Origin of the sequence: Allobosea sp. Root483D1, from assembly GCF_001429505.1 — a bacterium.
Lineage (GTDB): Bacteria > Pseudomonadota > Alphaproteobacteria > Rhizobiales > Beijerinckiaceae > Allobosea.
The window spans coordinates 321,114-336,427 of record NZ_LMJW01000011.1 but is presented as its reverse complement, the minus strand read 5'-3'; the positions used below and the strand labels follow the sequence as shown (position 1 = coordinate 336,427).

General features: G+C 67.6%; 15 protein-coding genes. 6 read left to right on the top strand and 9 right to left on the bottom strand.

Translation table 11 applies throughout. The features are described from left to right. Positions 1 to 96: 96 nt before the first annotated feature. A complete protein-coding gene (locus ASE66_RS11430; RefSeq protein ID WP_057189918.1) occupies positions 97 to 1,083 on the top strand; it encodes a GlxA family transcriptional regulator in 987 nt (328 codons plus the stop codon). A 53-nt stretch (positions 1,084 to 1,136) separates the two neighbouring features. Here ASE66_RS11430 and ASE66_RS11425 read toward each other — a convergent pair whose 3' ends face one another. Next, entirely contained in the window at positions 1,137 to 2,303 is a 1,167-nt protein-coding gene (locus tag ASE66_RS11425; RefSeq protein ID WP_057189917.1) for a pyridoxal phosphate-dependent aminotransferase, read from the bottom strand. Positions 2,304 to 2,347: 44 nt separating this feature from the next. Between ASE66_RS11425 and ASE66_RS11420 the strand changes: the two genes are divergently transcribed. Then, positions 2,348 to 3,004, top strand: a complete 657-nt coding sequence (locus tag ASE66_RS11420) for a GntR family transcriptional regulator (RefSeq protein ID WP_156412105.1) — start codon at positions 2,348 to 2,350, stop codon at positions 3,002 to 3,004. Positions 3,005 to 3,105: 101 nt separating this feature from the next. Then, the gene (locus ASE66_RS11415; RefSeq protein WP_057189916.1) at positions 3,106 to 4,302 is read left to right on the top strand and encodes an MFS transporter; all 1,197 of its coding nucleotides are present in this window, start codon (positions 3,106 to 3,108) and stop codon (positions 4,300 to 4,302) included. A gap of 76 nt (positions 4,303 to 4,378) precedes the next feature. Here ASE66_RS11415 and phbB read toward each other — a convergent pair whose 3' ends face one another. From phbB to ASE66_RS11400, 3 genes are read right to left on the bottom strand one after another with little or no spacing between them, the layout of a single operon-like run. Further along, positions 4,379 to 5,104, bottom strand: coding sequence for an acetoacetyl-CoA reductase (phbB, locus tag ASE66_RS11410; protein ID WP_057189719.1), 726 nt, complete (start codon positions 5,102 to 5,104; stop codon positions 4,379 to 4,381). A 40-nt stretch (positions 5,105 to 5,144) separates the two neighbouring features. Further along, on the bottom strand, positions 5,145 to 5,360 hold the full coding sequence (locus tag ASE66_RS11405; RefSeq protein ID WP_057189718.1) for a DUF1737 domain-containing protein: 216 nt from the start codon (positions 5,358 to 5,360) through the stop codon (positions 5,145 to 5,147). A 13-nt stretch (positions 5,361 to 5,373) separates the two neighbouring features. Further along, positions 5,374 to 6,552 carry an acetyl-CoA C-acetyltransferase gene (locus tag ASE66_RS11400; RefSeq protein WP_057189717.1) on the bottom strand — a complete coding sequence of 393 codons (1,179 nt, stop codon included), beginning with the start codon at positions 6,550 to 6,552 and terminating at the stop codon, positions 5,374 to 5,376. Positions 6,553 to 6,803: 251 nt separating this feature from the next. Here ASE66_RS11400 and phaR point away from each other — a divergent pair, with 251 nt between their 5' ends. Beyond that, positions 6,804 to 7,379, top strand: coding sequence for a polyhydroxyalkanoate synthesis repressor PhaR (gene phaR, locus ASE66_RS11395; RefSeq protein WP_057189716.1), 576 nt, complete (start codon positions 6,804 to 6,806; stop codon positions 7,377 to 7,379). Between the two features lie 73 nt (positions 7,380 to 7,452). On the opposite strand, the gene ASE66_RS11390 is transcribed toward phaR, so the two are convergent. Continuing rightward, positions 7,453 to 9,147: an EAL domain-containing protein gene (locus ASE66_RS11390; protein ID WP_057189715.1), complete on the bottom strand. Its 1,695-nt coding sequence runs from the start codon at positions 9,145 to 9,147 to the stop codon at positions 7,453 to 7,455. Between the two features lie 166 nt (positions 9,148 to 9,313). On the opposite strand from ASE66_RS11390, the gene ASE66_RS11385 reads away from it, so the two are divergent. After that, complete coding sequence (locus ASE66_RS11385; RefSeq protein ID WP_057189714.1) at positions 9,314 to 9,532, top strand: hypothetical protein; 219 nt, start codon at positions 9,314 to 9,316, stop codon at positions 9,530 to 9,532. 89 nt (positions 9,533 to 9,621) lie between these two features. On the opposite strand, the gene rpmF is transcribed toward ASE66_RS11385, so the two are convergent. Together rpmF and mtgA are read right to left on the bottom strand one after the other, a co-directional pair. Next, positions 9,622 to 9,807 (bottom strand): 50S ribosomal protein L32, encoded by a 186-nt coding sequence (rpmF, locus tag ASE66_RS11380; RefSeq protein WP_057189713.1) that lies wholly within the window; start codon positions 9,805 to 9,807, stop codon positions 9,622 to 9,624. Between the two features lie 90 nt (positions 9,808 to 9,897). After that, entirely contained in the window at positions 9,898 to 10,662 is a 765-nt protein-coding gene (mtgA, locus tag ASE66_RS11375) for a monofunctional biosynthetic peptidoglycan transglycosylase (protein ID WP_244494872.1), read from the bottom strand. 87 nt (positions 10,663 to 10,749) lie between these two features. Here mtgA and ASE66_RS11370 point away from each other — a divergent pair, with 87 nt between their 5' ends. Next, positions 10,750 to 11,703, top strand: a complete 954-nt coding sequence (locus tag ASE66_RS11370) for a polyprenyl synthetase family protein (protein WP_057189712.1) — start codon at positions 10,750 to 10,752, stop codon at positions 11,701 to 11,703. Between the two features lie 108 nt (positions 11,704 to 11,811). Here ASE66_RS11370 and ASE66_RS11365 read toward each other — a convergent pair whose 3' ends face one another. Both ASE66_RS11365 and ispG read right to left on the bottom strand, forming a co-directional pair. Further along, entirely contained in the window at positions 11,812 to 13,797 is a 1,986-nt protein-coding gene (locus ASE66_RS11365; RefSeq protein WP_082613359.1) for a potassium transporter Kup, read from the bottom strand. Positions 13,798 to 13,958: 161 nt separating this feature from the next. Further along, positions 13,959 to 15,236, bottom strand: coding sequence for a flavodoxin-dependent (E)-4-hydroxy-3-methylbut-2-enyl-diphosphate synthase (gene ispG, locus ASE66_RS11360; RefSeq protein WP_057189711.1), 1,278 nt, complete (start codon positions 15,234 to 15,236; stop codon positions 13,959 to 13,961). Positions 15,237 to 15,314: the final 78 nt, after the last annotated feature.

Genomic DNA, 15,314 nt, shown 5'->3' with positions numbered 1-15,314 from the left:
GGCAGGATCGTCGCCCTTCGATGTGGACGGTTATAGGCGCGGCGTTGCATGCTGCCGCTTGGCGGAACCGACAATCTCCGGGGCAAAACTGACAGCATGACGATAGGAAAGCAGATTGTCGCCGAGATCGGGCTTTTGCTCTACCCGGATGTGCAGCTTGCGGCCGTCTACGGGCTGACCGACTTGTTCCGGATCGCGGGCGAGATGAGCCGGGATCGCGGCGGCCCGGAGGCTCCCGCGATCCGCGTCAGCCATTGGCGCCAGGAGACGGATGGCGTGGGCGTGGATTGCGTCTTCGACAGCCACGCCGGTGATGTGCACGATCCGAGCCACCTGATCGCGCCGCCGAGCCTGATCATGCCGGCGAAGATGCAGCCGATGAACGGCCTCGCGACCTGGCTGGCCGAGCGCCATGGCCAGGGCACGACGCTGTGCTCGGTCTGCGCCGGCGCCTTCCTGCTCGGCGAGGCCGGGCTGCTGGGAGGCCGCGAGGCGACGACGCATTGGGCGTTCGCCAAGGAATTGGCGGCGCGCTTTCCGACCGCGAGGGTCGATACCGACCGCATGGTGATCGACGATGGCGACATCATCACCGCTGGCGGCATCCTGGCCTGGACCGATCTCGGTTTGACGCTGGTCGAGCGCTTGCTCGGACCGAGCGTGATGCTCGAGACCGCCCGCTTCCTGCTGGTCGATCCGCCCGGACGTACGCAGCAGCCCTACAGCCATTTCGTACCGCGGCTCGACCATGGCGACGCGGCGATCCTGAAGGTGCAGCATTGGCTGCAAGCGAGCGGAGCCCGCGATCACGACGTGCCCGCGCTGGCGAAGCGGGCGGGGCTGGAGGAGCGCACCTTCCTGCGCCGCTTCCGCAAGGCGACGGGCCTGCGGCCGACCGAATACGCCCAGCAGATCCGCATCGCCAAGGCGCGCGAGGCGCTGGAGTTGAGCCGCCGCCCGGTCGCACAGATCGCCTGGGATGTCGGTTACGAGGACGCCTCGGCCTTCCGCAAGCTGTTCCAGCGCATCACCGGGCTTGCGCCAGCTGATTATCGCCGCCGTTTCGGCGTCGCCCTCGCCTGAGCCGGCCGACCAACTCCGCTATCCTCGCCCCGCCGAGCGGACGCAATCGGCTCCTACAGGCCGAGCGCGGCGCTAACGCGCTCGCCGAGCCCGCGCAGGCGCTCGACCGGCTCATTGGCGTACACGAAGCGAATGTACTGCTTGCCATGCGTCTCACCCCAGCCCGCCATCGTCGTGGCGCAGACACCTTGCTCCAGCAGACGCTCCGACATCGCCGCCCCGTCGAGCCCGAAATCCGATACCCGCAGCAGCAGCGACCAGCCGCCGCCCGGCACCCCGACCGGCAGCCCGCGCAATTCCTCAAGCACGCAATCCCGCCGCGCCTGCAATTCGTCGACATAGGGCGCGAGGGTGGTCGCCGAGTTCTCGAGCGCGACCCTGACCGCATCCTGCCCGATGCCGACCGGCACCACGACATTGGCGAGCGAGACCGCGACGAGGTCGGGCATGAACGCGTCCGGCGCGACGATCCAGCCGACACGCCAGCCGATCATGCGCAGCTCCTTGGCCGAGGAGCCGACGGTGATCGTCCGCTCCGCCATGCCCGGCAGCCCGGCCGGATGCAGCACCGGCCGGCCGTCGTACACCAGCCGTTCCATCGCCGTGTCGACGATCAGCAGCAGGTCATGCGCGACGCAGAGCTCGGCAACGAGGGCCCAGTCGCCGGCATCGAGGCAGCCGCCCGACGGCATCGACGGCGACATCAGCAACATGGCGGTGGTCTTCGGCCCGATGCTGGCGCGCAACGCCTCGCGGTCGAGCCGCCATTCGCTGCCCGCCTCGAACCCGAACGGCACGAAACGCGGCACCCCGCCGGCAAGCCGCACCCGGTTGATCAGCCCGGCATAGGTCGGGTCGGTGACGATCACCTCGTCGCCGACCTCGATCGTCGCCAGCAAGACATTGAGGATGCCGGAAAGACCGCCCGCCGAGATCACGCAGTTGCGCTCGCCGCTATAGCTCACGCCGGACATCGCCGAGACATGGCGGGCCGCGACATCGCGCAGGGGCACCTGGCCGACGAAGGGCAGATAGCTGTTGTCGGCATCCTCGCTGGCGGCGCGAACCGTACGCGCGATCGCCTCGGCGTCGGGCAGGATATCGGTGTCGAGGTTTTCGAGCCGCAGGAAATCCTTGCCCGAGGCGTCGGCAATCGATCCCATGCGGTCGACGCCGATTCCGGCGATATGGCGCAGGCGTGACGGACGAGGACGCATCATCGTGAAACCAAATTTCATATATTATATATGAAATCATACGAGCCATGAGCTTTCAAGACGAAAGCGAGGCCGGCGCCCCGCTGACCAGCCGCATCGCCAGAAGCCTGGCGCAGCGCATCCTCACCGGAGCATTGGCCCCGGGAGCCGCCGTGCGGCAGGACCACGTCGCGGCCGAGTTCGGCGCCAGCCATGTGCCGGTACGCGAAGCCTTCCGCACATTGGAGGCGCAAGGCCTGCTCGTCAGCGCGCCACGCCGCGGTGTGCGCGTCGCTCCGCTGGAGCCGGGGCTGGTGCTGGAGGTGACGGCGATGCGCGCCGCACTGGAGGCTCTCGCCCTGCGCCGCGGCTTCCTTAAACTCGCCGCAGCCGATCTGGAAACGGCCGCAGCGGCCATCGCCGAAGCAGAGGCGAGCGATGCGGCCCTGGTCTGGGAGGCGGCCAACCGTCGCTTCCATCACGCCATCACCGCGCCTTGCGGCCTGCCGCGCCTGCTGGCGACGATCGAGGACCTGCAGCGCACGAGCGCGCGCTTCCTGTTTGCGACCTGGCAGGGCCTCGACTGGCAGCCACGCTCGGAGGCGGAGCACAGGCACATCCTCGCCGAACTGACAGCGGGGCGGATCGAGCCTGCCGCCCAGGCGCTCGAAGCTCATATCGTCGCAGCCGGTGAAGCGCTCGCGGCGAGCCTGGCGTCGACCTGATCGATCTAGCCCGCTGCATGGCTTCCACGCGAGAGCGGCCATGCACGGCGCGCTTCGCCGGGCGATTGACCGCGCTCGCGCGCGAGCGCAAGCGTCGTGGCATGACCACGCTCCCCTTGCCGACTGCCGCCCGTCCGCTGATGCCGGTCCTGGCGGCCCTCAGCGTCGCCCATCTGCTCAACGACCTGATCCAGTCGATGATCCCGGCGGTCTACCCGTTGCTCAAGGAGACCTACCAGCTCGACTTCGTGCAGATCGGCCTGATCACGTTGGCTTTCCAGGTCACGTCTTCGCTGCTGCAGCCGCTCCTCGGTTACGTCACCGACAAGAAGCCCTGGCCCTATGCGATGGTCGCCGGCATGGGCGCGACGCTGGCCGGCCTGCTCTCGCTCGCCTTCGCCCACAGCTACGGCATGGTGCTCATCGCCGCCGCCCTGGTCGGCACCGGCTCGGCCGTCTTCCATCCCGAGGCGACCCGCATGGCCCGCCATGCCGCCGCCGGCCGCCAGGGACTGGCGCAGGGCGTCTTCCAGGTCGGCGGCCATGCCGGCTACGCGATCGGCCCGCTGCTCGCCGCCGTCGTCGTGGTGCCGAACGGCCAGCAGAGCCTGTCCTGGTTCTCCGGCATCGTGCTCGTCGCCATGCTGCTGATGGCCTGGATCGGCTCGCGCTACTCCGCTTTCCGCCGTGAGCAGGTCGCCGCGAAGGCGCATGCCGACGACGTCGCCACGCATGGCATGCCGCGCAGCCGCGTCCTGCTCGCCATGGCGGTGCTGATCGTCATCCTGTTCTCGAAGAACGCCTATTCGGCCGCCTTCACCTCCTACTACACCTTCTATCTGATCGAGCGCTTCCAGGTTTCGCTGCAGCTCTCGCAGATCCTGCTCTTCCTCTATCTCGTCGTCGGCGCCGCCGGCGTGATCATCGGCGGCATGATCGGCGACCGCATCGGCCGCCACCGCGTGATCTGGCTCTCGATCCTCGGCTGCCTGCCCTTTGCGCTGGCCCTCCCCTATGCCGACCTCGTCTGGACCGCGATCCTCAGCGTGATCATCAGCTTCATCATGGCGAGCGCCTTCTCGGCGATCCTGATCTACGCGATCGACCTGGTGCCGCACCGCGTCGGGCTGGTCGGCGGACTGTTTTACGGCCTCGCTTTCGGGCTTGGCGGCATAGCGGCCGCAGCGCTCGGCGCGCTCGCCGACAGGATTGGCATCGTCCAGGTCTTCGCGCTCTGCGCCTGGCTGCCGGCCTTCGGCTTGCTCACCTTCCTGCTGCCGAAGGAAGCGCGCAGCTGAGCGGCGCGGACGCGATCTCAACGAAAAAGGGCGGAGCCAGAAGCTCCGCCCTTCGCGTATCAGCCGATGATTGCCGTCAAGCCATGAGCTGGCCGCCATTGGCGGAGAGCGTCGAGCCGGTGATGAAGCCGGCATCGTCGCTGGCCAGGAACACCACCGCCCGCGCGATCTCCTCGGGCTCGCCGAGACGCCCGACCGGGATATGCGGCAGGATCGACTTTTCGATCACGGCCGGGTCGATCGCCTTGACCATCTCGGTCGCGATGTAGCCGGGGCAGATCGCGTTCACCGTGATGCCGGCCCGTGCGCCCTCCTGTGCCAGCGCCTTGACGAAACCGATGTCGCCGGCCTTGGCGGCGGAGTAGTTGACCTGGCCCATCTGGCCCTTCTGGCCGTTGATCGACGAGATGCAGATGACGCGACCGAACTTGCGCGAGCGCATGCCCTCCCAGACCGGGCGGGTCATGTTGAAGAGGGAGTTGAGGTTGGTGTTGATGACGGCGTCCCACTGCTCCTTGGTCATCTTGTGGAACATGCCGTCGCGCGTGATTCCCGCATTGTTGACGAGCACGTCGACCGGCCCGAGCTCCGCCTCGACCTTGGCGATGCCGGCAACGCAGGAATCATAATCCGAGACGTCCCATTTATAGGTCTTGATGCCGGTCTCGGCGGTAAACTTGGTCGCCGCCTCGTCATTGCCGGCATAGCTCGCCGCCACAGTGTAGCCGGCCGCCTGCAAGCCTTTCGAGATCGCAGCGCCGATGCCGCGCGAGCCCCCCGTAACCAATGCAACCTTAGCCATCGTCGTCGTCTCCCTCTTAGACGCGGCTATGGATGCCGCGTTATTCTTTGCTGAGATCGAGACCGGGCTCGTAGGTCCGGTCGACGTCCTTGATGATCGCCTGGCCGCAGATCACGCGTCCCGCCTTCTCGTCATAGGTCAGGGCCGGATGCCCGTAGAGCACCCAGCCCTGGCTCAACGCCGCCGAGACCCGATGACAGAACGAGGCGTCATCGGGGCCGGTGAGATAGCGGTAGAGCGTGGTCTGCTTCGGCATGACGCGGTGCTGCTCAGCGCTCCACGGCCAGGGCGATGCCCATGCCGCCGCCGATGCAGAGCGTGGCGAGGCCCTTCTTGGCGTCGCGCTTGGCCATTTCGTGCAGCAGCGTCACCAGCACGCGCGCGCCGGACGCGCCGATCGGGTGGCCGATCGCGATCGCCCCGCCGTTGACGTTGACGATCGCGGGATCCCAGCCGAGATCCTTGTTCACCGCCAGCGCCTGCGCCGCGAAGGCTTCGTTGGCCTCGACCAGCTCGAGGTCCCCGACCTTCCAGCCGGCCTTCTCCAGCGCCTTGCGGGTCGCCGGGATCGGACCCGAGCCCATGATCGCCGGATCGACGCCGGCCGTCGCCCAGGAGGCGATGCGGGCGAGTGGGGTCAGGCCGCGCTTGGCCGCTTCCTTGGCCGTCATCAGCACCAGCGCTGCGGCGCCGTCATTGAGGCCGGAGGCGTTGCCGGCGGTCACCGTGCCGTCCTTCGAGAAGGCCGGCTTGAGCTTGGCCATCGCCTCGACCGTCGCGCCGTCACGGATATATTCGTCGGTGTCGACGACGATGTCGCCCTTGCGCGTCGAGATCGTCACCGGCGCGATCTCGTCCTTGAACCGGCCGGCCTTCCTGGCCGCCTCGGCCTTGTTCTGCGAGCCGACGGCGAAGCGGTCCTGCTCCTCGCGGCTGATCTGCCATTGGGTCGCGACGTTCTCGGCAGTGGTGCCCATGTGGTAGCCGTGGAAGATATCCCAGAGGCCGTCCTTGATCATGGTGTCGATGAACTTCACGTCGCCCATCTTGGTGCCGGCGCGCATATGGGCGGCGTGGGCCGAGAGCGACATCGATTCCTGGCCGCCGGCGACGATGATGTTGGCATCGCCATTGGCGATCTGCTGCATGCCGATCGCCACCGCGCGCAGGCCGGAACCGCAGACCTGATTGAGCCCCCAGGCGGTGGCGCCCTGCGGCACGCCGGCATCGACTGCTGCCTTGCGGGCCGGGTTCTGGCCTTGAGCCGCTGTCAGTACCTGACCGAGGATGACCTCGTCGACCTCGCCGGCATCGACCTTGGCGCGCTTGAGCACCTCCTTGATCACCGCCGAGCCGAGATCGTGAGCCGGCGTGTTGGCGAAGGCACCGTTGAAGGCGCCGACCGCGGTGCGCGCTGCGCCGACGATCACGATGTCATTCTCAGCCATGGGGCCCGTCCTCCGGTTCATTTCCGCCGGCCATCCGGCCGAACGGCTTGTCCCGCCCACCTTCGAAGGGCAAAACGGCGCCGTCAAGCCGGCTGAGCGGCCAAGCTCATCTTCAAGGCAAACTCGGCGCGATCTCGCCCCCCGCTCAAAAAACTTGCAGCAGGCGGCCGAAGAGTTATCGTTCCCCTCGGGACCGTTCTCCGGCCTTGCCCGATCCCTGAGGCTTGGCCGCAACTAGCCGTGTGGGGTCGATGGCCAGCGACAAAGAACCGACTGTCATCAAGAAATACGCCAATCGGCGGCTATACCACACAGGTACGAGCTCCTACGTGACGCTGGAGGACTTGGCCGGACTGGTGCGCAAGGGCGAGGATTTCGTCGTCTACGACGCCAAGAGCGGCGAGGAGATCACGCGCTCCGTGCTGGCCCAGATCATCTTTGAGGAAGAGAGCAAGGACGGGCAGAACCTCCTGCCGATCGCCGTGCTGCGCCAGCTGATCCGCTTCTACGGCGACAGCATGCAGGCACTGGTGCCGCGCTACCTCGAATTCTCGATGGACAATCTGACCCAGGAGCAGAACAAGTTCCGGGAGCAGATGGGCAAGACCTTCGGCACTGGCGCGATCGATGCGCTCCAGGCCCAGACGCGCGCCAACATGGCGATGTTCACCGAGGCCTTCCGCCTGTTCAACCCGTTCACGGCGGCCGCCGCTGCGAAAGCCAAGGGCGAAGCCCCGGTCCAGGGCGAGATCGGCGAGCTCGGCGACCTCAAGCGCGAGCTCAACGAGATGCGCGAGCGGCTCGACAAGCTGGCCAAGGGCAAGTGAGGCCCGGTCTGCTCGGGCGACGGCCCGGGCAGCCCTCTCGCACAACCCTTTTCGACGCTGAGCGCGGCGGCTGTCAGCCGGCCGCGCGCAGCGGCGGGTCGTCCTGCGCGTCCTCCTGCGGGCTCAGCTCGGCCTTGCCGATCAGGTGCCCCTGCAGATAGGTGACGCCCCAATCGCACAGCATCGAGGCCTGCAGCTCGTCGTCGACCCATTCGGCGACCGTCTCGACGCCGAGGTGATGGGCCAGTTCGAGCAGGGTCCGCACGAAGAAGCGATCATCGGTCGAGCGCCGCAGATTCTGCGTGAAGGCGCCGTCGAGCTTGAGGATGTCGATCGGAAAAGCGCGCAAGTGCCGGAGCGAGGTGTGCCCCGCTCCGAAATCGTCGATCGCGACCCGGGCGCCGCGCTGCTTGATCCGGGCCAGCAGCTTGGCCATCCGATCAGGATCCTCGATCGTCGCCGTCTCCGTGACTTCGACGATCAGGCGCTTCGCCGCAACCGGGTTCGCCCTGGCACTCGCCTCGAACCCCTCGATCCAGTCCGCCTCCGCCAGCGTGCGCGGCGACACGTTGATCGACAGCACCGCCTCGGGCCGCTCCGCCAGATGCGTCATGGCGAGCTCGAGCACGCGATGGTCGAACAGGCCGACCAGGCCCCGCCTTTCGAGCAGGGGCACCAGCTCCGCCGCGGCAAGGAAACCGCCCAGCGGGCGCTCGACCCGCAGGAGCGCCTCGTTGAAAGCGAGTGCACGGCCCTTCGCCGTCACCACCGGCTGGAAGGCGAGCCTCACCTTGCGCTCGTTGAGCGCGGCGACCGCCTCGAGATCGAGCCGCGGCGCGGCGCCGCCGGCTTCGGCCGCGATGGCTCGGCGCGCGATCACGGCATTGTCGAGGCCCATCGCCTCGGCGCTGGCGAGCGCGTTCTCGGCCGCCTTGACCAGCACCGAGCCGTGGCGGGACAGGTCCGGAGCGATGGCCGCGCCAACGCGTAGCCGGGCCAGCGCGATCCCGCGCGAGGTCTCGACCGCCGAGCGCGCCACCGCCTTGATGAAGCGCTGCGCCGCGGCCTCGATCTGGTTCGCCGGGCAGCCGCTGAGCAGGATGGCGAAGCGGTTGCCTGAATAGTGCATCAGCTGGTCGCGCCGGCGCATCACCGAGTGCAGGCGCTGGCGGACCTCTTCGATGATCTCTTCCGTGCCCTCATGGCCGAAATCATCGTTGAGCCGCGAAAGCTCGCCGATCGCCGCGATCAGCACCACGACGGAGCGTTCCGCCGGCAGATGCTCGGCCAGGGCCTCATCGACGCGCTCGACCAGCCTATTGCGGTCGCAGAGATCGGTGTCGGTCGCCGTCAGCTCTTCCGGCCGGACCGCACGCTCCAGCCTGAGCACGCCGCGTGCGTGCGCCGGCCGGCCGTCGATGCCGGCGAACCAGCGCCCGGCATCCTCGATCCACATCTTGCGGCCGGCGAGGTCGGCGGCGTAGCGCGTGCGGTAGACCGCGCCGTCGCCGAAATCATGCCCGCCCGAAGAGAAGATCGCATCATAGCGGCTGCGGCCGCTGCCGGGCTCGACCAGCCCGGCGAAGGCGAGGCCCCGCTCCAGCACCGTTGCCGGCACCTGGCCCAGCACCTCGGCGGCGTTCGGCCCCCAGCTCAGCGTGTCGCTACCGATGTCCCAGCTATAGGCGACTTCGCCGATCGACGAGAGCAGGCTGCGCGGCTCGACGATCCTCTCGTCGCGGGAACCGAACAGGGACGGCGCAGACATGGTGCGGCTGCCTCGGACGACGGAGTGGGGAACCGTCCCGTTCTGGAGACGGATTGCAAGAAACTGTCCCGAAACGATGCGTTTGACTGCGTGAACGAACGGTTAAGATCGGCACGTTGATTGCTGCGATTCGCTCTCGAAACCCCTGGTTTTTCGGAGCGGCACGATGATTGGGACGGAAACGCCCGCCGAGGCGGCCTTCACTGAGCAGGAGGAGCGCATACCGCGCGTCCCCGCGGCTTTCCTCGTCCAGCTCGCAGCCAGCCAGGCCGGGATCGGCCCATTCGCCGGCCGCGACCGCGAGACGCCGTTCATCGGCGCCCGTCGCTATTACGAAGGGATCGCGAGCCGCGGCCTTCCGCAAAGGCTCCTGCGCTCGGCTTGAGGTCGAACCCGAAGGTCCAAACGAAAAAGGCCGGCCTCTCGGCCGGCGCTCTTCGGTCATGCAGGCAAGGGCCCCGAAGGCCCGCCATGTCAGGCCTCGGTCTTGGCCTTCAGCACCTGACGGCCACGGTACATGCCGGACTTCAGGTCGATATGGTGCGGACGACGCAGCTCGCCCGAGTTCTTGTCTTCGATATAGGTGGGCTGCTTCAACGCGTCGGCCGAGCGGCGCATGCCGCGCTTCGACGGCGAAGTCTTTCTCTTCGGAACGGCCATCGGTACTCTCCATCATGCCTTCGCGCGAGGCGGGGCATTTCACCCGCACCACTGTCGCGACGACGTCACATTCGTGATGAGGGCTGGCCTTTACACGCTCGCGCGGGCTCTGGCTAGACCATGCCGCGGAAAAAGTGGCGCCTGCGCGCTCGCACCAGTCGGAAGCGCACAGTTTCCAAGCGGCCCGAGCTGGTTCATCCGCCGCTGCACCCGGCCGGCAGCGGCCTGCAAGGCCCGGCTCGGGCGCGACGGGTTGCGCAGGATCGGGTTGGGCAGCGCCCCGGCGAGCCGCGCCGCCTCTGCCGGCGTCAATCGCGCGGCCGGCTTGCCGAAATGGCGCTGGGCCGCCGCTTCCGCCCCGAAGACGCCGTCGCCCCATTCGGCGATGTTGAGATAGACCTCGATCACCCGTCGCTTCGGCCAGGCGAAGTCGATCGCCAAGGCGATCGGTAACTCCATCCCCTTGCGCAAATAGGACCGGCCCGGCCAGAGGAAGAGGTTCTTGGCGGTCTGCATGGTCAGCGTCGAGGCGCCGCGGCTCGGCCCGTCCTCGTCCTGCAGCACGGCATTGAGCTCGCCCCAGTCGACGCCCTTATGCGAGCAGAAGCGCTGGTCCTCGGAAGCGATCACCGCGCGGATCAGGTGCGGCGAGATCTGGGCGAGCGGCACCCAGTCGCGCTCGACCGTGCGAAAGGTCAGCCAGCGGCCCAGCATCAGCGTCGAGGGCGCCGGCACGAAACGATAGAGCAGCAGCAGGGCGACAAAGACGACCGCCAGCACGACCACCACCCGGACCAGGGCGCGGATGATCCGTCCCGCGAGGCTCCCGCGTCGCGGAGCCGGAGTGTCAGTCATGCGCGTCATTCCCCCACGCTTGACGATTACGGCCGCCTCCGGCAAGCCCCGCGCGCCAAGCCCGGCCAGCCAACGCGAGAAGCGACGATGAGTTCCGAGCGACGGACTGCCCCTGCCGCGGCGCTGGCCAGCGCCTTGTCCGAGACCGCGGCGGCAATCGAAACCCTGCTCGATGCGCTGCTGCAGGACAAGCCCGAGCCCGGCGAAGCCCATCGCCCCGCCCGGCTGCTCGCCGCGATGCGCCATGGCGCGCTCGCCGGCGGCAAGCGCCTGCGGCCTTTCCTCGTCGTCGAGACAGCCAGGCTCTTCGGCGTACCGGTTGAACAGGCTGCGCGCGCCGGGGCGGCCGTCGAGCTCGCCCATTGCTATTCGCTCGTCCATGACGACCTGCCGGCCATGGACGACGACGACACCCGCCGTGGCCGACCAACCGTTCACAAGGCCTATGACGAGGCGACAGCCATCCTCGCCGGCGACGGCCTGCTGACGCTCGCCTTCGACGTGATCGCCGATCCAAGGACGCATCCGGATGGCGAGACGCGGGCCGCGATCATCCTGCTCTTCGCCCGCGCGCTCGGCCTCGGCGGCATGGTCGGCGGCCAGATGCTCGATCTTTCCGCCGAGGGGCGCTTCGCCGCCGATGGTGCCCCGGACAAGCTCGGCGAAGCCGAGATCCGGCGGATGCAGGCGATGAAGACCGGCGCATTGCTCGCCGGCAGCGTCCTGATCGGCGCCCGCCTCGGCCAGGCCGATCCGGCGCGAATGGCCGCACTGGAGCGCTATGGCAAGGCGCTCGGCGCCGCCTTCCAGGTCGCCGACGATATCCTCGACCTCGAAGCCAGCCCGGAGCAGATGGGCAAGGCGACCGCCAAGGACGACGCCAAGGGCAAGGCCACGCTGGTGACCGCGCTGGGCCTCGATTCCGCCAAGCGCGCGCGCGATCGCCTCAGCGGCGAGGCGATCGCAGCGCTCGCGGTGTTCGGGTCGGAGGCGGCGTTGCTGCGCGCGGCGGCCGAGTTCACCGCGCAGCGCAAGAGCTGAGGCGCGTAGCCGTCATTGCGAGGACCAAAGCGACGAAGCAATCCAGGAGGGCTCACTCTGCCGCCTCTGGATTGCTTCGCTACGCTCGCAATGACGAAAGGTCGTCCCTTACACCGTGACCTGCGTGCCGACCTCGACGACACGGCCAGTCGGAATCTGGAAGAAGTTGGTCGCGTCGGTCGCGCTCTTGGTCAGGCCGATATAGAGATTGTCCTGCCAGATCGGCATGCCCGATTGCGGGGATGCCTTGATCGAGCGGCGCGACAGGAAGAACGAGGTCGACATGATGTCGAACTTGAAGCCCTGCTTGCGCAGGATGGCCAAGCCCTTGGGGACGTTCGGGCTCTCCATGTAGCCGTAGATCATCTCGACGCGCCAGAAATCGTCGGTGATGCGCGAGAGCCTGACACGCTCGCTCTCGGCGACGCGCGGGGTATCGGCCGAGCGCACGGTCAGGATCACATTGCGCTCGTGCAGCACCTTGTTGTGCTTGAGGTTGTGCAGCAGCGAGGCCGGCGCCGTCTCGGGATCGCTGGTCAGGAACACCGCCATGCCCTTGACCCGATAAGGCGGGCTCTTGGTCAGCATCCCGACCAGTTCGAGCAGCGGCACGTCGGTCTTGCGTGTCTTGTCGAACAGGATCTTGGTGCCGCGCACCCAGGTCCACATCAGGAGGACGAGCGCCATCGCGAACAGCACCGGCACATAGCCGCCGCTGAGCAGCTTCAAGAGGTTCGCCGAGAAGAAGGCGACGTCGATGATGAGGAAGGGCAGGATCACCGCCACGGCAGCCGTCAGCCCCCAGCGCCAGCCACGCCAGATCACGATGAAGGCGAGCAGCGAATCGACCAGCATCGCCCCGAACACCGAGATGCCATAGGCATGCGACAGGTTGGACGAGGTCTTGAAGGTCCAGACCAGCAGCAGCACCGTGAAGAGCAACAGGATGTTGATGCGCGGGATGTAGATCTGCCCCGAGGTGTGCTCGGAGGTGTGGCGGATCTCGAGGCGCGGCAGCAGGCCGAGCTGGATCGCCTGGCGGGTCAGCGAGAAGGCGCCGGTGATCACCGCCTGGCTCGCGATGATGGTGGCAAGCGTCGCCATGATCACCAGCGGCAGGATCAGCGCGGGCGGGGCCAGCTTGTAGAACGGATTGTCGATCGCCGTCGGGTCGGACAGGATCAGCGCGCCCTGGCCGAGATAATTGAGCCAGAGCGCCGGGAAGACCAGGAAGATCCAGGCGCTGCGGATCGGCCCGCGGCCGAAATGACCCATATCGGCATAGAGCGCCTCGGCGCCGGTCACGGCGAGGCAGACGCTGCCGAGCACGGCGAGCGACAGCCCCGGATGGTCGAAGAAGAAGCGCACGCCGTAATAGGGGTTGATCGAGGCGAAGACGCCGAGATCGTCGGCGATATGATAGATGCCGAGGCCCGCGATGGTCAGGAACCAGACGGTCATGATCGGGCCGAAGAAATTGGCGACCTTGCCGGTACCGCGACTCTGCACCAGGAACAGTGCGATCAGGATCACGGACGCGATGGTGATGACGTAGTCGTCGAACACCGGCGTCACCAGCTTCAGGCCCTCGACCGCCGAGAGCACCGAGATCGCCGGCGTGATCACGGCGTCGCCATAGAACAGCGCCGCGCCGGCCATGCCGAGGAAGAGCACGATGCCGCCGCGGGTGCGCCCGAGCGCGCGCTGCGCCAGCGCGACCAGGGTCAGCGTGCCGCCCTCGCCGTTGTTGTCGGCCCGCAGCAGCAGCACGACGTATTTCAGCGTCACCACGAAGACGAGCGACCACAGGATCAGCGAGAGCACGCCGATCACCGCCGCGCGCGGCAGCGGGCCGGTCAGGACGACCTCGACGCCGCCACCATGCCCGCCGGCGGCAGCACCGGTCGCGGCGAGGATCGTCTCGCGCAGCGCGTAGAGCGGGCTGGTACCGATATCGCCATAGACGACGCCGAGCGCCCCCAGGGCGAGCGCGGCATAGCTTTGCGTGGAATGGCCATTGCCGGCCGGCTCGTCGAGCCCGAAGCGATCACCGTCCGGCTTGGAGGCCGGGGGGTGCTGCTGGTCATGACCCATCAGGGCGCTCCGCGGGTGCTGCGATGCAGCGAAAAGGCCGGGGCCTCTAGCACGGCATATCTTTCAGGCAAAGACGCTAGAGCATGTTCCATGAGGACGGGAGCCACTTTCACGCGGCCCACGCCGTAAATCGCTTCAAACGATTGAATTGCCGCCGACGCCTATTCGGCTGCAGCTGCTCGAGCGCCGTAGCGCCGCTCCACATAAGTCTCGACCATCGTCTTGAACTCTGCGGCGATGGCAGGCCCGCGCAAGGTCGCGACCTTCTTGCCGTCGACGAAGACCGGTGCGGTCGGCACCTCGCCCGTGCCCGGCAGCGAAATGCCGATATCGGCATGCTTCGACTCGCCGGGGCCGTTGACGATGCAGCCCATCACCGCGACGTTGAGCGCCTCGATCCCGGGATAGCGCGTCTTCCACTCCGGCATAGAGGTCGAGATCCAGCTCTGGATGTCCATCGCCAGCTCTTGGAACACTGTCGACGTCGTCCGCCCGCAGCCCGGGCAGGCCGCGACCAGCGGCACGAAGGCGCGAAAGCCCATGGTCTGCAGCAGTTCCTGCGAGGCTTTCACCTCGAGCGTGCGATCGCCGCCCGGCTCCGGCGTCAGCGAGAAGCGGATAGTGTCGCCGATCCCGTCCTGCAAGAGCACGCCGAGCGCCGCCGAGGAGGCGACGAGGCCCTTCGAGCCCATGCCGGCCTCGGTCAGGCCGAGATGGATAGCGTAGTCCGCCCGCTGCGCCAGCAGGCGATAGACCGCGATCAGGTCCTGCACGCCCGAGACCTTGGCCGAGAGAATGATCCTGTCCTTGGCCAGGCCGATCTCCTCGGCCCGCTCGGCCGAGAGCAGGGCCGACTGCACCATCGCCTCGCGCATCACCGCGCGCGCATCGAGCGGCTTTGGCGCGGCAGCGTTGATGTCCATCAGCGAGGTCAGCAATTCCTGGTCGAGCGAGCCCCAGTTGGCGCCGATCCGCACGCTCTTGCCGTGCCTGATCGCAAGCTCGACGATCTGGCTGAACTGCCGGTCCTTCTTGTCCTTGAAGCCAACATTGCCGGGATTGATGCGGTATTTCGCCAGCGCTTGTGCACAGGCTGGATGGTCGCTCAGCAGCTTGTGGCCGATATAGTGGAAATCGCCGACCAGCGGCACGTCGATGCCGAGGATGTCGAGCCGCTCGCGGATATGCGGCACAGCCGCCGCCGCCTCGTCGCGGTCGACGGTGATGCGCACCAGCTCCGAGCCGGCGCGCGCCAATGCCGCGACCTGCCCGACCGTCGCCGGAATGTCGGCGGTGTCGGTGTTGGTCATCGACTGCACGACGATCGGCGCGCCGCCACCGACCTGCACATGGCCGACCATCACCGGCACGGTGCGCTTGCGCGGCGCCGGAGCGGCTTCAGGCCCTTCGGGCAGGCAGGTCAGCGGCTGTTCGCTCATGGAATGATCCGGATCCTTCGCCGGCAACGGCTCGTTACGGGTGCACTGCGCCGTTGCCTCGTGGTCGTCAAGCCGCCC

What these genes read in the sequence shown, in the direction of transcription:
- mtgA (WP_244494872.1), bottom strand. Translation starts at nt 10,662, where the DNA reads ATGACTGACACTCCGGCTCCGCGACGCGGGAGCCTCGCGGGACGGATC.
- ASE66_RS11365 (WP_082613359.1), bottom strand. Translation starts at nt 13,797, where the DNA reads ATGGGTCATGACCAGCAGCACCCCCCGGCCTCCAAGCCGGACGGTGAT.
- ASE66_RS11425 (WP_057189917.1), bottom strand. Translation starts at nt 2,303, where the DNA reads ATGATGCGTCCTCGTCCGTCACGCCTGCGCCATATCGCCGGAATCGGC.
- ASE66_RS11420 (WP_156412105.1), top strand. Translation starts at nt 2,348, where the DNA reads ATGAGCTTTCAAGACGAAAGCGAGGCCGGCGCCCCGCTGACCAGCCGC.
- phaR (WP_057189716.1), top strand. Translation starts at nt 6,804, where the DNA reads ATGGCCAGCGACAAAGAACCGACTGTCATCAAGAAATACGCCAATCGG.
- ASE66_RS11430 (WP_057189918.1), top strand. Translation starts at nt 97, where the DNA reads ATGACGATAGGAAAGCAGATTGTCGCCGAGATCGGGCTTTTGCTCTAC.
- phbB (WP_057189719.1), bottom strand. Translation starts at nt 5,104, where the DNA reads ATGGCTAAGGTTGCATTGGTTACGGGGGGCTCGCGCGGCATCGGCGCT.
- ASE66_RS11405 (WP_057189718.1), bottom strand. Translation starts at nt 5,360, where the DNA reads ATGCCGAAGCAGACCACGCTCTACCGCTATCTCACCGGCCCCGATGAC.
- ASE66_RS11370 (WP_057189712.1), top strand. Translation starts at nt 10,750, where the DNA reads ATGAGTTCCGAGCGACGGACTGCCCCTGCCGCGGCGCTGGCCAGCGCC.
- ASE66_RS11385 (WP_057189714.1), top strand. Translation starts at nt 9,314, where the DNA reads ATGATTGGGACGGAAACGCCCGCCGAGGCGGCCTTCACTGAGCAGGAG.
- ASE66_RS11390 (WP_057189715.1), bottom strand. Translation starts at nt 9,147, where the DNA reads ATGTCTGCGCCGTCCCTGTTCGGTTCCCGCGACGAGAGGATCGTCGAG.
- ASE66_RS11400 (WP_057189717.1), bottom strand. Translation starts at nt 6,552, where the DNA reads ATGGCTGAGAATGACATCGTGATCGTCGGCGCAGCGCGCACCGCGGTC.
- ASE66_RS11415 (WP_057189916.1), top strand. Translation starts at nt 3,106, where the DNA reads ATGACCACGCTCCCCTTGCCGACTGCCGCCCGTCCGCTGATGCCGGTC.
- rpmF (WP_057189713.1), bottom strand. Translation starts at nt 9,807, where the DNA reads ATGGCCGTTCCGAAGAGAAAGACTTCGCCGTCGAAGCGCGGCATGCGC.
- ispG (WP_057189711.1), bottom strand. Translation starts at nt 15,236, where the DNA reads ATGAGCGAACAGCCGCTGACCTGCCTGCCCGAAGGGCCTGAAGCCGCT.